Origin of the sequence: Vibrio sp. 1874 (assembly GCF_033344395.1) — a bacterium.
Taxonomy (GTDB): domain Bacteria; phylum Pseudomonadota; class Gammaproteobacteria; order Enterobacterales; family Vibrionaceae; genus Vibrio; species Vibrio alginolyticus.
Genome location: NZ_JAWPOR010000012.1, coordinates 59,811 through 77,835 on the forward strand (window position 1 = coordinate 59,811; position 18,025 = coordinate 77,835).

The 18,025-nt window shown below is 45.5% G+C and carries 11 protein-coding genes; 10 read left to right on the forward strand and 1 reads right to left on the reverse strand.

The window, feature by feature from the left end; genetic code table 11:
• The first annotated feature begins 11 nt into the window (after positions 1-11).
• The 10 genes from hrpB (at position 12) to R8N46_RS18605 (ending at position 16,338) form a co-directional block, all read left to right on the forward strand.
• A complete protein-coding gene (gene hrpB, locus R8N46_RS18560; RefSeq protein WP_213972463.1) occupies positions 12-2,480 on the forward strand; it encodes an ATP-dependent helicase HrpB in 2,469 nt (822 codons plus the stop codon).
• Positions 2,473-4,845: a penicillin-binding protein 1B gene (gene mrcB / locus R8N46_RS18565; RefSeq protein WP_005380020.1), complete on the forward strand. Its 2,373-nt coding sequence runs from the start codon at positions 2,473-2,475 to the stop codon at positions 4,843-4,845. The genes hrpB and mrcB overlap by 8 nt, the downstream gene beginning before the upstream one ends.
• A gap of 122 nt (positions 4,846-4,967) precedes the next feature.
• Entirely contained in the window at positions 4,968-7,298 is a 2,331-nt protein-coding gene (locus R8N46_RS18570; protein WP_115386276.1) for a patatin-like phospholipase family protein, read from the forward strand.
• Between the two features lie 268 nt (positions 7,299-7,566).
• Positions 7,567-10,164 carry a bifunctional aconitate hydratase 2/2-methylisocitrate dehydratase gene (acnB, locus tag R8N46_RS18575; protein WP_005380009.1) on the forward strand — a complete coding sequence of 866 codons (2,598 nt, stop codon included), beginning with the start codon at positions 7,567-7,569 and terminating at the stop codon, positions 10,162-10,164.
• A 99-nt stretch (positions 10,165-10,263) separates the two neighbouring features.
• Positions 10,264-10,632 (forward strand): YacL family protein, encoded by a 369-nt coding sequence (locus R8N46_RS18580; protein WP_025768192.1) that lies wholly within the window; start codon positions 10,264-10,266, stop codon positions 10,630-10,632.
• 188 nt (positions 10,633-10,820) lie between these two features.
• Complete coding sequence (locus R8N46_RS18585; RefSeq protein ID WP_005386570.1) at positions 10,821-11,159, forward strand: P-II family nitrogen regulator; 339 nt, start codon at positions 10,821-10,823, stop codon at positions 11,157-11,159.
• Between the two features lie 27 nt (positions 11,160-11,186).
• Positions 11,187-12,416, forward strand: coding sequence for an ammonium transporter (locus R8N46_RS18590; protein WP_047102648.1), 1,230 nt, complete (start codon positions 11,187-11,189; stop codon positions 12,414-12,416).
• A gap of 152 nt (positions 12,417-12,568) precedes the next feature.
• The gene (locus R8N46_RS18595; RefSeq protein ID WP_005386566.1) at positions 12,569-13,582 is read left to right on the forward strand and encodes a Fe(3+) ABC transporter substrate-binding protein; all 1,014 of its coding nucleotides are present in this window, start codon (positions 12,569-12,571) and stop codon (positions 13,580-13,582) included.
• A 99-nt stretch (positions 13,583-13,681) separates the two neighbouring features.
• Positions 13,682-15,307 carry an ABC transporter permease gene (locus R8N46_RS18600; protein WP_053304117.1) on the forward strand — a complete coding sequence of 542 codons (1,626 nt, stop codon included), beginning with the start codon at positions 13,682-13,684 and terminating at the stop codon, positions 15,305-15,307.
• Positions 15,307-16,338, forward strand: a complete 1,032-nt coding sequence (locus R8N46_RS18605) for an ABC transporter ATP-binding protein (protein WP_005380055.1) — start codon at positions 15,307-15,309, stop codon at positions 16,336-16,338. Before R8N46_RS18600 ends, R8N46_RS18605 begins: the two co-directional genes overlap by 1 nt.
• Positions 16,339-16,495: 157 nt before the next feature.
• Here R8N46_RS18605 and R8N46_RS18610 read toward each other — a convergent pair whose 3' ends face one another.
• A complete protein-coding gene (locus tag R8N46_RS18610; RefSeq protein WP_033905585.1) occupies positions 16,496-17,908 on the reverse strand; it encodes a phosphoglucomutase/phosphomannomutase family protein in 1,413 nt (470 codons plus the stop codon).
• Positions 17,909-18,025: the final 117 nt, after the last annotated feature.

Consider the following 18,025-nt stretch of genomic DNA (forward strand, 5'->3'; position numbering starts at 1 on the left):
AGGTATTTTCTTTGTCACAATTGCCGATTGAAGCCGTGATGCCTGAGTTGCTGACGGCGGTCAAAAATCAACATCAAGTGATCTTAAAAGCGGCGCCTGGTGCCGGTAAGTCGACTTACTTCCCTTTGCAGTTACTCTTAAATCATTCGGTTGCTGGAAAAATCATCATGCTTGAGCCAAGACGACTCGCGGCGCGTAACATTGCCCGTTATCTTGCTGAGCAATTGGGAGAACAAGTTGGTCAACGCGTGGGTTATCGAGTTCGTGGCGAGGCAAAGGTAAGTTCTGCAACGCAGCTGGAGATCGTGACCGAAGGGATCATGACCAGGATGATCCAAACTGACCCTGAACTGGATGGGGTTGATCTACTGATCTTTGATGAGTTTCATGAACGCAGCATTCATGCCGATACCGCTTTGGCATTCAGTTTAGAAGTTCAAGAGGCATTGCGAGACGATCTCAAGCTGGTGGTAATGTCAGCAACGCTTGATCAACAAGCATTACAATCGCTGTTGCCAGAAGCCAGTTACATTGAATCTGAAGGGCGGATCTTTGATGTGGCAATGAGTTACCAGCCGTTAGGTGTGAACGAGCATTTACCTACGAGTATGGCAAAAACAATAGAAAGTCTTATGAACAAAGAGTCCGGATCTTTGTTGGCTTTCCTACCGGGTGTTGGTGCCATAAAACAAGTTGAAGAGCGGTTGTCTCATTTAGCGGATGATATCGACGTATGCCCACTTTATGGTCAACTGAGCTTTGCAGATCAACAAAAAGCGATTACGCCAGCAGAACAAGGTAAGCGTAAAGTCGTTCTAGCGACCAACATTGCAGAAACTTCACTAACGATTGAAGGCATTCGCCTCGTCGTTGATTCTGGGTTAGAGCGTATTGCCCGCTTTGATTTGAAAAACGCTTTAACACGCTTAGAGCAAACACGCATTGCACAGTCTTCAGCGATTCAGCGTGCAGGACGAGCGGGACGAATAGAAGAGGGCATTTGTGTTCGTCTTTATTCTGAAAACCAGTTCAAGCAGCAACCGCTGGTTCCCCAACCCGAAATTTTGCATTCCGATTTAGCTAGTTTAGTTATGGAGCTTGCCTTTTGGGGAGCGAGTGATATCCACGATCTAAAGTGGCTTGATGTTCCCGCTAATGCGTCATTGGAACAAGCGAAGCAGCTATTGGTGTCATTGGGACTACTGACGGAAAAAGGGCAATTAACGTCCGAAGGAAAACAGGCGCATGAACTAGGCGTTGAGCCTCGTGCGGCTGCGATGCTAATTAAAGCGCAATCTTACAGTGATAAGATGTTAAATGCTGCTTTGGCGGCGGTCGCACTGATTGAAGAGCCAGAGAGAAATGTTACCAATATCGCTCATAGCTTGCATCGTTGGCTTGTTGGTACTCATCCAAAAAAGTCGATGTTGTTCAAGCGTGCTCAATCTCTAGCGTACAAATTGGATACGGTATTTGACCTGAAAGGCGTGGATGAAGATGCATTACCGCTGGTGTTAAGTTTGGCATTTCCAGATCGCATTGCGCAGCAGCGCACAAATCAATTTGGGCGATTTACTTTGGCTAATGGTCATGGTGCAGAATGTCGTCAGGAAGACATGCTAGGTGGGTGTGAGTATTTGGTTGCCGTTGACTTAATGCGTTCTCATTCTAACTCAAGTCAAATTCATTCGGCATGTGAATTGGATGTCAATATATTGCGAACGACCTTTGATACGCTATTTTCGTCTGAAGAAGTAGTGGACTGGGATGAAAAAAGAGGCCGTCTAATAGCTGAGCGACAAACAAAACTCGGTCTGCTGGTCGTTGAACGCGAGCCGTTGCCAAGCCCTGGCAAAGAAAAAATGACACAAGCTTTACTCACGTATGTCCGCCGCCAGGGCTTACAGAGTCTAAACTGGACACCGGCAGCGGAGAGCTTGTTGGCTCGGATTCGTTGTGCGGTGGAATGGTTACCTGAGCAGTCATGGCCAATGTTTGATGAAGCCAGTTTGCTGGATTCATTAGAGGAGTGGTTAGAGCCATACATGACGTCTGTCAGCTCGGTTAAAGACCTGAGCAAGATAAACTTGGTCGAAGCGCTTAATGCTCGATTAGGTTGGCCACTCAATCAACAACTGGATGAATGGTTACCTGAGCATTACCAACTGCCCACAGGTTCAAAGAAGCGTATCCGTTACCAATATGGCCACGAGCCGATATTATCGGTGCGTATGCAAGAAGTATTTGGGGAGAGTGGTTCCCCAACGGTGGCTCTTAGCCGCAAGCGTTTGGTGCTTGAACTGCTTTCACCGGCACAACGTCCATTGCAAGTAACGTCGGACTTGGCGGCTTTCTGGAACGGAAGCTACAAAGACGTTCAAAAAGAGATGAAAGGGCGCTACCCAAAACACGTTTGGCCAGATGATCCTGCCAATCATGTAGCAACAACGAAAACAAAAAGACAATTGAATAATGACTGACAGCAAGAAGCCTAGCGCCAAAAAAGCGCCAGCGAAGAAAAGTACAACCAATAAAGGAACCGCAAAACAGACTCGACGTACGCCGAGTAAAAAGCCGACTAACGAGAAACGTTCGTGGTTGAAAGTTCTGTGGTCGTTTAGCTGGAAAGCTGGCGTTGCACTTGCCGCTGTTTTGCTGTTTGTTGGGATTTACTTAGATAGTGTGGTGAAAGAACGCTTTGAAGGTCAGCTATTTGAGCTGCCAACAGTGGTTTATGCCCGTATCTTGAATCTAAGTCCTGGTGAGAATATCACTATCCAAGAGCTGCGCAACGAGCTAGATGTGTTGAATTACCGTAAAGTGAGTCAACCTCGTTACCCAGGCGAATATTCCTCTTCTTCCACTCGGATTGAATTGATTCGTCGTCCATTCGAGTTTGCCGATGGTCCCGAGCCGGATCGTCACATTATGCTGCATTTCTCTGATTCCGGCTTGCAACGTATTCAGTCTTTAGAATCTCGAGGAGACCTTGGTTACTTGCGCCTAGAACCGAAGATGTTGGGCATGCTGGAGAAAGACCGTGATGAACAGCGCCTTTTCTTACGTCGTGATCAGTTCCCTGAAATTTTGGTGGATGCACTGCTTGCGACCGAAGACCGGGATTTTTATCAACATGACGGGGTGTCACCGCTCGCGATTGCACGTGCATTGGTTGCGAACATTAAGGCGGGTCGTACTGTTCAAGGTGGTAGTACGCTGACTCAGCAATTGGCAAAAAACCTGTTTTTGACTCGTGATAAAACACTGTGGCGTAAAGTTCGAGAAGCGTATATCGCGCTAATTTTGGATTACCGTTACAGCAAAGATCGTATCTTGGAAGCCTACCTAAACGAAGTGTACCTAGGTCAAAGTGGAGGTGAAGCGATCCACGGGTTTGGCTTGGCGTCGCGTTACTATTTTGGGCAGCCAATTCAGGAGTTGCGAATCGATCAACTGGCGATGTTAGTTGGGATGGTAAAAGGACCGTCTTACTACAACCCAATTCGTTACCCTGAGAGAACGAAAGAGCGTCGTGATCTCGTTCTGCGCCTGTTAATGCAGCAAAACATGTTGACTTCAGAGCAGTATGAACAAGCTGTAAGTCGTCCACTCGATACGCAAAGCAAGCCACGTATTGCGAGCCGTCAGCCAGCTTATTTCCAACAATTGAGTATTGAATTAAAAGAAAAAGTTGGGGAGCGATTTAAGGCAGAGACCGGACTGCGCGTATTTACGTCTCTGGACCCAGTATCGCAAAGCAAAATGGAACAAGCTATCGCGAAAAAGATCCCAGAACTAGCTAAACGGGGTGGTAAAGAGTTAGAAGCCGCTGCTGTGGCCGTTGATCGCCATAGTGGTGAAATCCGTGCGATGGTTGGTGGTAAACGTGTCGGTTATGAAGGCTTTAACCGCGCGCTCAATGCCAGTCGTCCAATTGGCTCTTTAGTGAAACCAGCGATTTACTTAACGGCTCTAGAACAACCGGATAAATACAACCTAGGCACGACGCTACACGACACGCCGTTAAGTCTGAAGAGCAGTAAAGGTAACGTGTGGACGCCGCGCAACTACGATAGAAAATATCGTGGTGATGTGCCACTTTACATTGCTTTAGCGAAATCACTTAACGTACCAACCGTGCGCTTAGGTATGGCACTTGGCATTCCTGAAGTATCCAATACTTTAGAGCGTTTGGGCGTGAACAAAGACGAAATTCGCCCAGTGCCTTCGATGTTTTTGGGTTCGTTTTCTTTGACGCCATTCGAAGTCGCACAGATGTATCAGACTCTGACGAATTCAGGTAAGCGTGCAAAACTGACCGCTCTGCGCTCAGTCATGGATATGGAAGGTAATGTGCTGTATCAATCCTTGCCTCGTTCATCAAGAGCCGTGGATGAACAAGCAGCATGGCTAACGACCTACGCGATGAAACAAGGGGTTGCTCAAGGCACTGGCCGCTTCTTACAAAGCCAGTTTGGTTGGGCTGCATTGGCAGGAAAAACGGGTACCAGTAATGATAACCGCGATAGTTGGTTTGTCGGTGTTGATGGTCGTGAGGTGACGACAATTTGGCTAGGCCGTGACGATAATAAACCCGTGAATCTAACGGGGTCGAGTGGTGCATTACGAGTATACGCAGAGTACTTGAAGCAGCGTATTCCTGAGCGTTTAGAGCTCCCATGGCCAAGAGAAATCACCACATTAGGGTTCAAGCCGACATCAGATGGAGGTTTAGAAATGAACTGCCGTAGTGATTACAAACTGCCGGTTTGGGATAAAACTGGTCAGATAAAGCAACAGTGTGAGAAGAAATCAAACTGGTTAAATAGCATATTTGATTGGTAGCATCGCCAAATCAACAACATTAGCTTGTTTATCTGATTAATTCTTAGTACATATTAGGGCGTGTTAGTACAGTACTGCTAGCACGCCCTACTTGATCAGATATTCAATAAAGGAAGAAGTGAATGTTCAAAAAGCTGTTATCAAGCCCATCGGTTCGCAACTTTGCGCTTTGGGTTAGTACCTTTTTGATGATCACTCCTTCTGTTTCCCTCGCAAACTCTCTAACAAAAACGGATGACTTGGAACCTCGACCAAAGGTGGCGGTTGTGCTCGCTGGTGGCGGAGCGAAAGGTGCGGCACATATTGGGGTTTTAAAAGCATTGGAAGAAATGCAGATCCCTGTCGATATTGTGACTGGTACCAGTATGGGCGCCTATGTGGGTGGGCTTTATGCCACGGGGATGAGTGCTGATGAAATCGAGAGTTTTATCTACACCGTCGATTGGGGCAGCGGTTATCGAGATCGTGTTGACCGTAGCCAACGTCGAGTTCGTGACAAAGAGTATGAAGACCGCTATCAAATTAATACCGACCTCGGCTTAAGATTCGGTGAGGTACGAGCACCAACGGGTGTGGTGCAAGGCCAGAACATGTTGCGAGTATTGCGTGAGACTACAGGGAACTTAGGGCGATTCGATTCTTTTGATGATCTTGCCATTCCCTATCGTTCTGTTGCGACAGATATTCTTGCCCTAGAAGAAGTCGTACTGGGCAATGGTTACCTTGTTGATGCAATGATGGCTAGCATGTCTGTACCAGGAGCGCTTCCTCCTTATAAGCTCAATGGCCATATGCTTGTTGATGGCGGCGTCGTCAATAACATGCCTGTCGATGTGGCTCGCGCCATGGGGGCTGATGTCGTTATTGCCGTCGATATTAGCACCGATTACAAAACCGAAGATGAATTTACGGGGCTGTTTACTGTCGCGGACCAACTCTCTAACTATCTCGTTCGTCGTAGTACACAACAGCAAGTGGACGAGCTTGAACCTCAAGATATTTATATTCGTCCCAATGTGGGCACCATGGAAACTGTCGAGTTCGACAAAATGCCTTGGGCTTTTCAAGCTGGGTACGATATTACCAAGCAGTTAAAAGACAAGCTGAAAGGGGTGCGCTTGTCCAATGCGGACTATCAAAAATACATCGATCGCAAACAAGAAGTTCGTAAAACTTTGATTTATGGCGATCAGCGTGTGGTTGATGACATAGTGATTGTTAATAACACGCACTACAGCGATGTGTTGTTGACGAATCGTATTGAATTAGAAACCGGACGTCGTATTTCAACGGCCGAAATTGAGAAAGCCGTTGAAAACCTCTACGCGTTAGATCGGTTCGAGCTCATCACTTATCACTTTGAAGAGGTTGATGGTGAGACATTGTTGGTTTTTGATGTTAACGAGAAGTCGTGGGGGCCTAATTATCTCAACTTCCGATTTTTTCTTGAAGATGACTTCGATACAGATAGCCAGTACGGCATAGGGATATCAACCAACTTTACCAACTTGAACTCTCATGGCGCGGAGTTGGCGTTCAACGTAGAAATGGGCACGGATAAGCTGATTGAAGCTGAGTTGTATTCTCCTGTTTTATCTAGCCAAGAACTTTTTGTATCGGGGCGTATTTCCTATGGCAGTGAGAGCCGAAACTTACCTTTAACAGAGCCTCAAGCACCAGATTTAGAGTCAGTAAATGATTTTTTTCCGGTCACTTACGATGATTTTACAACAGAGTTAGCGATAGGTATCCAACCCACATTGTGGCAAGAACTTCGATTTGGCGCTCGCTACTCTACCGGAGATATTGAGCTTTCTACTTTGGCTTCTGCTGGTAAATTGGATTTTGAACGTCGTGGCCTGTTTGCCAATTATCGTCTAGATACACTTGATGATTTCGCATTTCCGACTCGTGGACTTTTAGTCGATCTCGAATATTTAGTGTCTCATGATCAAAGTCCTCAGGGCGTTAGCCTTTTAGAGACTGACAAAATTATTGAAGATACCGTTTATGAAATCTCTGCACGATTTAAAGGTGCAGTGAGTCATCAGCGTCATACTTTAGTCGGACATGCTGAATATAGTTTTGTAGAGAGTAAAAACTCATCTTTACCGCTTGATCCCAGAGAGTTGGGCGGCTTTTTAAGCCTATCTGGAATCCCAAGAAATAGCCTGATCGGACAGAACTTATTTTTCAGCAGTTTGGTGTACCGATATAAGTGGTTTGATAATGATTTCGGATTGTTTGAAGCTCCAGTCTACCTGGGCGCATCGGTCGAATATGGCGGCGTTTGGTCTGATAATGATCTGAAACTAAACGAAGCGCCGCTTTACAATGCTGGCTCCATCTTCTTTGGTGTTGACTCACCAATAGGACCAATAATGTTGGCATACGGTCGTACCGAGCAAGATTTGGATGCTGTGTATTTGATCGTAGGAACATCGTTTAATTAATCGGGTATGAGAAAGCAAAAACTTGGCATATTTGGTCAAAATTAGCAGAACTTTAGTCGTAAGTTGCTATGTTGGTCAAAATGATAAGATTTTAATTTAAGGTTAAATTTGCTATTATTTTGCCCACAGTTTGGCCTCTACGGCGCTGTTTCTCAATCATAATTGAATGAAAACAAGGGCAATGGAGAGCCAAGTTTCCAAGGATGTTCACTCCTTTACTTTAACAATAGTAATAATAGAGGAGGAACCGCAATGAGAGGAAAAAGTCGTGCTTGAAGCCTACCGTAAACACGTCGAAGAGCGTGCTGCTGAAGGAGTTGTTCCTAAACCGCTAGACGCAGAACAAGTTGCTGGACTTGTAGAACTTCTGAAAAATCCCCCGCAAGGTGAAGAAGAAGTCATTCTTGACCTACTTGAAAACCGTATCCCTCCAGGTGTTGATGAAGCTGCTTATGTAAAAGCGGGTTTCCTAACAGCAGTAGCAAAAGGTGAAGTTAAATCACCATTAGTGAGTCGTGAAAAAGCGGCTGAACTGCTAGGCACTATGCAAGGTGGTTACAACATCGAACCGCTAGTTGAGCTATTGGATGATGAAGCACTGGCAGAGATCGCAGTAAAAGCGCTGTCTCATACGCTGCTGATGTTTGATGCTTTCTATGACGTAGAAGAGAAAGCGAAAGCAGGCAATGCGCATGCACAGAAAGTACTTCAATCATGGGCTGATGCTGAGTGGTTCCTTTCTAAGCCTAAGCTTGAAGAAAAAGTCACTCTAACCGTATTTAAAGTAACAGGTGAAACGAACACGGATGACCTTTCACCTGCACCTGACGCTTGGTCTCGTCCTGATATCCCAGTACACGCACTGGCGATGCTTAAAAACGAGCGTGAAGGAATAAACCCTGATCAACCGGGTACTATTGGCCCGATCAAGCAAATTGAAGAGTTAAAAGACAAAGGTCATCAATTGGTTTACGTTGGTGATGTTGTTGGTACTGGCTCTTCACGTAAATCTGCAACCAACTCAGTGCTTTGGTTTATGGGTGATGATATCCCTTACGTTCCAAACAAACGAGCTGGTGGGTATGTGCTTGGTGGCAAAATTGCCCCTATCTTCTTTAACACAATGGAAGATGCTGGCGCACTACCAATCGAAGTTGACGTAACTAAGCTCAACATGGGCGATGTTATCGATGTTTACCCATATGAAGGTAAAGTTTGCAACCACGAAACTGGTGAGGTTCTAGCTGAGTTCTCGCTAAAAACAGAAGTACTGATTGATGAAGTTCGTGCTGGTGGTCGTATCCCATTGATCATCGGTCGTGGTTTGACAGACAAAGCGCGCCAGTCTCTAGGTCTTGAGCCTTCGGACGTATTCCGCAAACCTGGTGAAATCGCAGATTCTGGTAAAGGCTACACGCTTGCACAGAAAATGGTTGGTAAAGCATGTGGCGTAGAAGGCATCCGTCCTGGAACCTACTGTGAGCCGAAAATGACGACAGTAGGTTCGCAAGATACTACAGGCCCTATGACTCGTGATGAACTTAAAGACTTGGCGTGTCTCGGCTTCTCTGCTGATCTTGTCATGCAGTCTTTCTGTCACACATCGGCTTATCCAAAACCAGTAGACGTTAACACTCACCATACACTTCCGGACTTTATTATGAACCGCGGTGGTGTATCTCTTCGTCCTGGTGACGGTATTATCCACTCATGGCTAAACCGTATGCTACTACCGGATACTGTCGGTACGGGTGGGGACTCACATACTCGTTTCCCTCTGGGTATTTCATTCCCAGCAGGCTCGGGCTTGGTTGCCTTTGCAGCTGCGACAGGCGTTATGCCGCTAGACATGCCAGAGTCAATCTTGGTTCGTTTTAAAGGTGAAATGCAACCGGGTATTACACTGCGTGATCTTGTTCATGCCATCCCTTACTACGCGATTCAGCAAGGTCTACTAACGGTAGAGAAAGCGGGCAAGATCAACGAATTTTCTGGCCGTATCCTTGAGATTGAAGGCTTAGAAACGCTAACGGTTGAGCAAGCATTTGAGCTTTCTGATGCATCTGCAGAGCGTTCGGCGGCAGGTTGTACTGTGAAATTGTCTCAAGAGTCGATCGAAGAGTACTTAAACTCTAACATCGTGATGCTGAAGTGGATGATCTCTGAAGGCTACGGTGATCGCCGTACTATCGAGCGCCGCATTACTGCAATGCAAGAGTGGCTAGCAAACCCTGAGCTGATGCAAGCAGATAAAGACGCTGAATACGCACATGTGATTGAAATCGATATGGCTGAAATTAATGAGCCAGTACTATGTGCACCGAATGACCCAGATGACGCTCGTTTGTTGTCTGAAGTACAAGGCACAGCGATTGATGAAGTGTTCATCGGTTCTTGTATGACGAACATCGGTCACTTCCGCGCAGCAGGTAAATTGCTTGATAAGTTCAATGGCCAGTTAGCGACGCGCCTTTGGGTAGCGCCACCAACAAAGATGGATAAAGACCAACTGATTGAAGAAGGCTACTACGGTATCTTCGGACGTGCAGGGGTGCGTATTGAAACGCCAGGGTGTTCACTTTGTATGGGTAACCAAGCACGTGTTGCAGATAAATCAACAGTAATGTCGACTTCAACGCGTAACTTCCCGAACCGTCTGGGTACTGGTGCGAATGTTTACCTATCGTCAGCTGAGCTAGCTGCAGTAGGTGCAATCCTAGGTAAGATTCCAACCAAAGAAGAATACCTAGAATACGCGAAGCAAATCGACGCTACGGCAACGGATACGTACCGCTACTTGAACTTCCATAAAATGGATCAATACACCAAGAAAGCGGACGAAGTGATCTTCCAAGAACCGGCATAATCAGAAATGCACAATTCGAAAGCACCTCATATGAGGTGCTTTTTTTATGGGAGCAATTCGCTATACTCGCACCAAATTGATACGAAATAGGCAATCTCGGTGGAATTTGAATTCATTCGTAACACGTTGATGGGCGAGTACTACGTAAAATGTAGCATGGGACATGAGATTGTAGGGCGCTGGTTGCAAGAAGAAATTGGCAAAGATCCGATGAAGATTGCACAGGTTGAAAAGCTAATTGAGCGGTCATTTTCAGCGCCTTCTCAGGAGCATAACCTAACAGGCACGGAAATTAGCTTGATGATTCAGGGCGACGAAGTTCTTGTACAAGAAAACGCATTAGCCCATGAATATGATGTCGAGATGGAAAGTGAGTTCGACTTCTACAATGCAGAAAGTACAGCAAGTTGTGGGATAGAGGATTTCATGACACTTATCGAACAATGGAAAGACTTTTTGAACATTTAATGCACAGTTTTGGGTAACTTCTCTGCCGTTGCTTTAAATTTGTGAAAAGGGCGCACCGATATGGTGCGCTCTTTTTGTTTATAGATATGTAAATTGAGGTTAGCTTTTATTATTCAATGACTTAAAAACTTGGCACGTAGATTGGATTATAAGAAGTGTTTCAGGATGAAAGCTTCGGAGATAACTCAATGAAAATAATCAATGCCATTATTAAGCCGTTTAAATTAGACGATGTACGAGAAGCATTGGCTGATGTCGGTATCGAAGGGATGACAGTATCAGAAGTTAAAGGGTTCGGTCGTCAAAAAGGTCATACGGAATTGTACCGCGGTGCAGAGTATCAAGTTGATTTCCTACCAAAGGTGAAAATTGAAATCGCGACTCACGCAGACAATGTAGATCGTGTTGTTGAAGCAATTACAAAAGCTGCGCAAACCGGAAAAATCGGCGACGGTAAAATTTTTGTTTACGATCTGAACCAAGCGGTGCGTATCCGAACTGGCGAAATGGACGCAGAAGCACTTTAAGAATTCAAAGGATTGGAGATACTTATTATGGAATTAGCAACAACAGTAACCGAGTTACGTTACGCACTTGACACCTTTTTCTTCCTCATTTCCGGTGCGTTGGTAATGTGGATGGCAGCAGGCTTTGCGATGCTAGAGGCTGGCCTTGTGCGCTCTAAAAACACAACAGAAATTCTTACGAAGAACATCTGTTTGTACGCCATCGCATGTACGATGTTTCTGATTGTCGGTTATAACATCATGTATGTCGATAATGGAGAAGGAGGCTGGTTACCTTCATTTGGTACGTTAATTGGTACTCAAGGTGAAGGGGCCGACCACTCTTTAGAGTCTGACTTCTTCTTCCAAGTTGTCTTCGTTGCAACTGCCATGTCCGTCGTTTCTGGTGCGGTAGCTGAGCGCATGAAGCTTTGGTCTTTCTTGATTTTCTCTGCGATTTTAACTGCGTTTATCTATCCAATGGAAGGTTACTGGACATGGGGTGGAGGCTTCCTAGCAGAAGCTGGATTTAGTGACTTTGCGGGTTCTGGTATCGTACATATGGCAGGTGCTTCTGCTGCTCTAGCTGGTGTGTTACTGCTTGGCGCGCGTAAGGGTAAGTACGGTAAAAATGGTGAAATTTATCCGATTCCAGGTTCTAACATGCCTTTGGCAACGTTGGGTACTTTTATCCTTTGGTTTGGCTGGTTTGGATTTAACGGTGGTTCTCAGTTGATGGTTTCAGATTTTGAGAATGCTACAGCGGTAGGTCAGATCTTTCTAAACACTAACGCAGCAGCGGCTGCCGGTGCAATTGCGGCGCTATTCGTTTGTAAAACTACTTGGGGTAAAGCCGATTTAACGATGATTCTCAATGGCGCGCTAGCTGGCTTGGTTGCCATCACTGCAGACCCTCTATCGCCATCACCACTGTACGCGGTTGCGATTGGTGCGGTGTCGGGTGCACTAGTAGTATTCAGTATCATTGCTCTAGATAAACTTAAAATTGACGATCCAGTAGGTGCTATCTCAGTTCATGGTGTGTGTGGTTTCTTCGGCCTAATGGTAGTGCCACTGAGCAACGGTGATGCAACGTTTGGTGCTCAGCTTTTAGGTGCCGTAGTTATCTTTGCTTGGGTATTTGGTGCCAGCCTAGTTGTGTGGGCAATCTTGAAAGCAACCGTCGGGATTCGCGTTACAGAAGATGAAGAAATGGAAGGTATGGACATGCATGATTGTGGTGTTGGTGCTTACCCCGAGTTTGTTACGGTGAAATAATCATTAGCTTGTAATAAATGGTTACACACTTAACACAATAAAACCTGCTCCGATGAGCAGGTTTTTTAATATTCGTCATTGTCTTCTTATTGAACATACATATAATAACGCAACTGATAAACGTTATCATTAGCATGGTAAAGGATTAAACAATGAAAAAACTGCTAACTCTTTCAGCACTAACTTGCGCTACTCTAGCTCCAACAGCAATGGCTGCTGAAGAAGTGAACGTCTACTCTTACCGTCAACCTTTCCTAGTTGAACCTATGTTCAATGAGTTCACTAAAGAAACTGGCATCAAAGTAAACGTAAAATTTGCTAAAAAAGGCTTAGCAGAAAAGCTAGCTCAAGAAGGTGAGTACAGCCCTGCTGACGTTATTCTTACGACAGACATCAGCCGTCTAGCTGAACTGACAAACAAAGGTTTAGTTCAGAAAGTCGATAGCAAAATCATTGAAGAAAACGTACCTGCTCAATACCAAGATAAAGAGAATGAGTGGTTTGCTCTAACTCTACGTTCTCGTAGCGTTTATTCATCACGTGATCGCGTAGGTAAACTAGGCGCAGATTTCAACTACGCAGACTTAGCTAAGCCAGAGTTCAAAGGTAAAATTTGTACTCGTAGCGGTAAGCACCCGTACAACGTTTCTCTAGTTTCAGCAATGATTGCTCACAATGGCGAAGCAGAAACCAAAGAGTGGTTGGAAGGCGTGAAAGCAAACCTTGCTCGCAAACCACAAGGCAACGACCGTGCACAAGTTAAAGCGATCAAAGAAGGCCTATGTGATGTTTCTCTGGGTAACAGCTACTACCTAGGTAAAATGGTTAACGACAAAGAGCAAAAGGCTTGGGCTGATGCAGTTTACATCAACTTCCCTAACCAAGAGACTACAGGCACTCACGTGAATATCTCTGGTATGGCGATGGCGAAGTACTCTCCAAACAAAGACAATGCTGTGAAGCTAATGGAATTCCTAACGGGTGACAAAGCGCAGCAAATGTACGCAGAAGTTAACTATGAGTACCCAGTTAAAGAAGGCGTGAAGCGTTCTGAGCTTGTGGAATCTTGGGGTGACTTTAAAGCAGACAAGCTTTCTCTAGACGATATTGCAGCCAACCACGAAGCGGCAATTAAGCTATTAGACGAAGTGAAATTTGACCTTTAATTCCTTGTGGGGGTATAACAGTACCCCCATTTGATTAAAGGATATGAGATGTATTTGCAACAGCATTTGTATTTCATACAGCCTTGCAGTAATTAGGCGATGAAAGATAAACACTCTTTATGGAAAACCAGTAGTGGGGTAATAACTCTGCTACTGGTTTTGCCGATCTTAGCGATCTTCTACACCGCGATTGGTGAAACGGATGATTTGTTTGCTCATTTAATGGCAACGGTCATGCCGACTTATATTTTTAACACGGTTGCGCTAACTGTTGGCGTAATGGTGCTGTCCTTAATTCTTGGTATTCCAAGCGCTTGGATAATGGCCATGTGTAAACTGCCGACCGAAAAATGGTTGCAGTGGGCATTGGTGCTACCTCTTGCGATGCCAGGTTATATCATTGGTTATATTTTTACGGATTGGTTTGATTTTGCTGGTCCAATTCAAATCTTTTTGCGTGATGTAACCGGATGGGGACCTGGCGAGTATTGGTTCCCTGACATTCGTACGTTGCCTGGCGCGACCTTTGTGTTAGCTTTGGTGTTGTATCCTTACGTGTATTTATTGTGCCGGGCTGCGTTTATGGAGCAAAATGTCTCTTTATTGCAAAGCGCGCGTTTGCTCAAGTGCTCTCCATGGGAAAGCTTTTGGCGCATCTCGATGCCGTTAGTAAGACCCTCTATCGCAGTGGGTTTATCATTGGTCGCAATGGAGACCATCGGTGACTTTGGTACGGTAAGTTACTTCGCGGTGAATACGTTAACCACAGCGGTCTACGATACTTGGTTGGGGTACTCTAATCTTAATGCGGCAGCCAAGATTTCTGCCATGATGCTCGTCATTGTAGTACTGCTTCTTAGTGCCGAACGATACAGCCGCCGTAAACAAAAGCTTTTTCAAAGCCAATTTAACAGTCACGAAGATTTTCGTTACGAGTTGACGGGCTGGAAAAAGTGGACCGCACTAGTTTGGTGCTGGGGCTTGGTTTCGGTCGCGTTTATTTTGCCGCTACTACAGCTGATTGATTATGCGATCACTTATTTTGCGCAGAGTTGGACCTCAGAGTTTCGTGAATACGCATGGAATAGCTTAGTTGTGTCTGTTATTGCTGCGATTATTGGTGTTGCTGTCGCACTGATCGTTAACTTTACCCATCGAGTCAATGGTAAACGAGAAAGCTTGGCATTTATGCGTCTTTCTTCTATGGGCTATGCAGTACCAGGAACGGTACTAGCCATCGGTGTGATGGTCGCTGTGCTGTTTATGGATCATCGTGTCAACGACGTTGCTAAAGCCATGGAGTGGGGAAGACCGGGACTTATTTTTTCTGGCTCCATGTTCGCCCTGGTTTTTGCCATGGTTGTGCGCTTTTCAGCGGTGGCGATTGGGAGTATCGAAAGTAATTTAAATAAAATTTCTCCGTCGTTAGATATGGCATCGCGCACTATGGGTTGTAAGCCCAATGTCATGCTGTGGCGCGTGCACTTTCCGCTGGTTAAGCGCGGTGCACTGATTGCGGCTTTATTAGTGTTTATCGAGTCGATGAAAGAGCTTAATGCGGCTTTGTTACTTCGTCCGTTTAACTTTGAAACACTAGCCACATACGTTTATAACTTCGCCTCGGATGAGCATTTAGAATTGGCCGCTTTGCCAGCGGTTCTGTTGGTTCTTGTTGGGTTGATCCCGCTTGTTGTTGTTAACCGTTCACTGGAGCAAAATCACTGATGAGCTGTGCATTATCAATTAAAAACCTAACGTGCCAATATGACGATCAAACCGTACTCGAATCATTGTCTCTTGAGGTAGAACAAGGGCAGATTGTCTGTTTGCTAGGAGCAAGTGGTTGTGGGAAAACAACACTATTAAAGGCCGTTGCGGGATTATTGCCGTTAACGTCAGGCGAAATGAGTCTAAATTGCGTCACAATTGATGATGGGGAAAACTGGTTGCCGCCAGAACAGCGTAACATAGGGATGATTTTCCAAGATTACGCACTTTTTCCTCACTTGACGGTGGAGCAAAACATTGCCTTTGGCTTAAAGCAGTGCTCGACAAAAGAGAAAAATGCCAAAGTTCAAGAAATGTTAGAACTCGTGCACCTTCAAGGTTATGGCGATCGTTATCCTCATCAATTGTCTGGTGGACAGCAGCAGCGTGTTGCGATTGCTCGCTCATTAGCTTACAGCCCAGACTTACTGTTACTGGATGAACCGTTTTCTAATATTGATACGCAAGTTCGCCATGAGTTGATAAGTGAGATCCGTAAGATTTTTAAGGCCCAAGGTGTGACTGCCATTTTTGTTACGCATAGCCGTGAAGAGGCTTTTGCTTTCGCCGATAAAATGGCAGTGATGAACAATGGAGTCATCGAGCAATATGGCACAGCATCTGAGCTTTACTACCAACCTTCAAGTAAATTTGTCGCTGATTTCTTAGGTGGTGGCAGTTACCTTGCTGCTAAACGAGTTTCGAATTCAGAATATGAAACCCACTTGGGCGTGGTTGAAGCCACGGCTCAACAAGATATTCCAGTACAGGCGGAGTGCTCTTTACTGCTAAGACCGCAGCATGTGCAAATTCAATCCGATGAAGATAGTTCGGTAACCGTATTGGAACAGCATTTTATGGGTGATCACTGCCGTTATGTGATTAACGCGAATGGTGACCGTTTGTTAGCTACAGCTTCGCAAGCATTAAATATAGGTGAGTCCGTCGCGGTGAAAATTGAAACGCAAGGCGTCCTGGCATTTGCTTAACGGTCCTGAGTATCTTTGCTATCTCGTTTACGACTTTCCAACATACAATAAAAAAGCCCGGCAGTGGGGCCGGGCAAGTGCTCTTCTCCTGTTGATGAGCGCCTTTTCAGACAGCGTCGACTCTCATCATAGTGCTCGAAGCGGGCACAAGGTTCAGTTATAAAGACAAGAAGTCTTTAAACTGTTGAAGAACACGTTCCGCAGTGTCCTTATCTTGCATCTCTGCAAAAATTCGTAGCAGTGGCTCAGTACCAGAGAAGCGAGCGATGATCCAACCGCCGTTTTTGAAGTAGACTTTCGCACCATCTTCGTAGCTGACTTTTTCGATTTCAAACTCAAACTCAGGCAACTGCTTTTCAACATAAATCTTGTTGAACAGTACGTCTTTTTGCGCTGGTTTGAACTTGCAATCGCCTTCTGCCATGTAGGCATAGCCGTACTTGCCGTAGATTTCATCCAGCAACTCAGACAGCTTCTTGCCGGTTACTGAAATCATTTCTACCAATAGGCTTGATGCGAATACGCCGTCTTTACCTTTGATGTGGCCGCGAATGGTTAGGCCACCAGAGCTTTCCCCGCCAATCAGTGAGTCATCCGCTTCCATTTGGGAGCTGATGTGCTTAAAGCCTACAGGAACCTCAAAGCATTTCTCGCCATGATCTTCGGCGACTTTATCGAGAAGGTGGGTGGTTGCGATGTTACGTACCACGGAGCCTTTCCAGCCTTTGTATTCAAGTAGGTAGTAGTAAAGCAGCAGTAGCACTTCATTTGGATGAATGAAGTTACCTTTTTCGTCGATAATACCAAGACGGTCCGCATCGCCATCAGTACCGATGCCAATATCGTAACCTTGCTCTTTCACTAGGTGCATCAAACGGTAGAGTGTTGCAGCGCTTGGCGAAGGCATTAACCCACCGAAATCTGGGTTTTTGCCATCGTTAATCACATCAACGTCACAGCGGCCGTTGATTAATACGGTTTGCAGTGCGTTTTTCGCGACACCAAACATTGGGTCGATCAAAACACGTAAATTCGCCTTCTTGATCGCTTCGATGTCGATAAAGTCGATGATTGAGTCAACGAATTCGTTCATCGGATTGATGATTTCAATCAGCTTATCTTCAACCGCTTGTTCAAAGTCGACGCTTTTTACATCTTGCGCAGTGAGCGCGTCTATTTGTGATTCGATTTTTTGGGTGATGATTTCATCTGCGTCACGACCGCCTTCAATGAAGACTTTAATGCCGTTGTAATCGGCAGGGTTGTGTGATGCGGTAATACATGCCGAGTATGCGCAGCCCATTTCTTTCGCTTTAAACATTACGATAGGTGTTGGGACAAATTTGTCGATAAAGCTGACCACAATGCCGTTTGCTGCTAGAACTTCAGCGAACCAACGACCTGCTTTATCGGAAAGAAAACGACGGTCATAGCCAATCACAAAACCGCGATCAGCAACCGATTCGTTATTCGTGATGTTTGCAACTGCTTGGGCAACCAAGCGTACGTTATCTTTAGTGAACTCCTCACCGATAAATGCACGCCAACCGCCTGTACCAAATTTGATCATGATTCGATCCTCGATAAGAGCGGCATCCCACCGCCTCTTAAATCTTTGCTAGCGAACCGATGCACTTGTAAAACATAAATGCACCGGATAAATCAAAAGGGGAGAAGGACTCCTCCA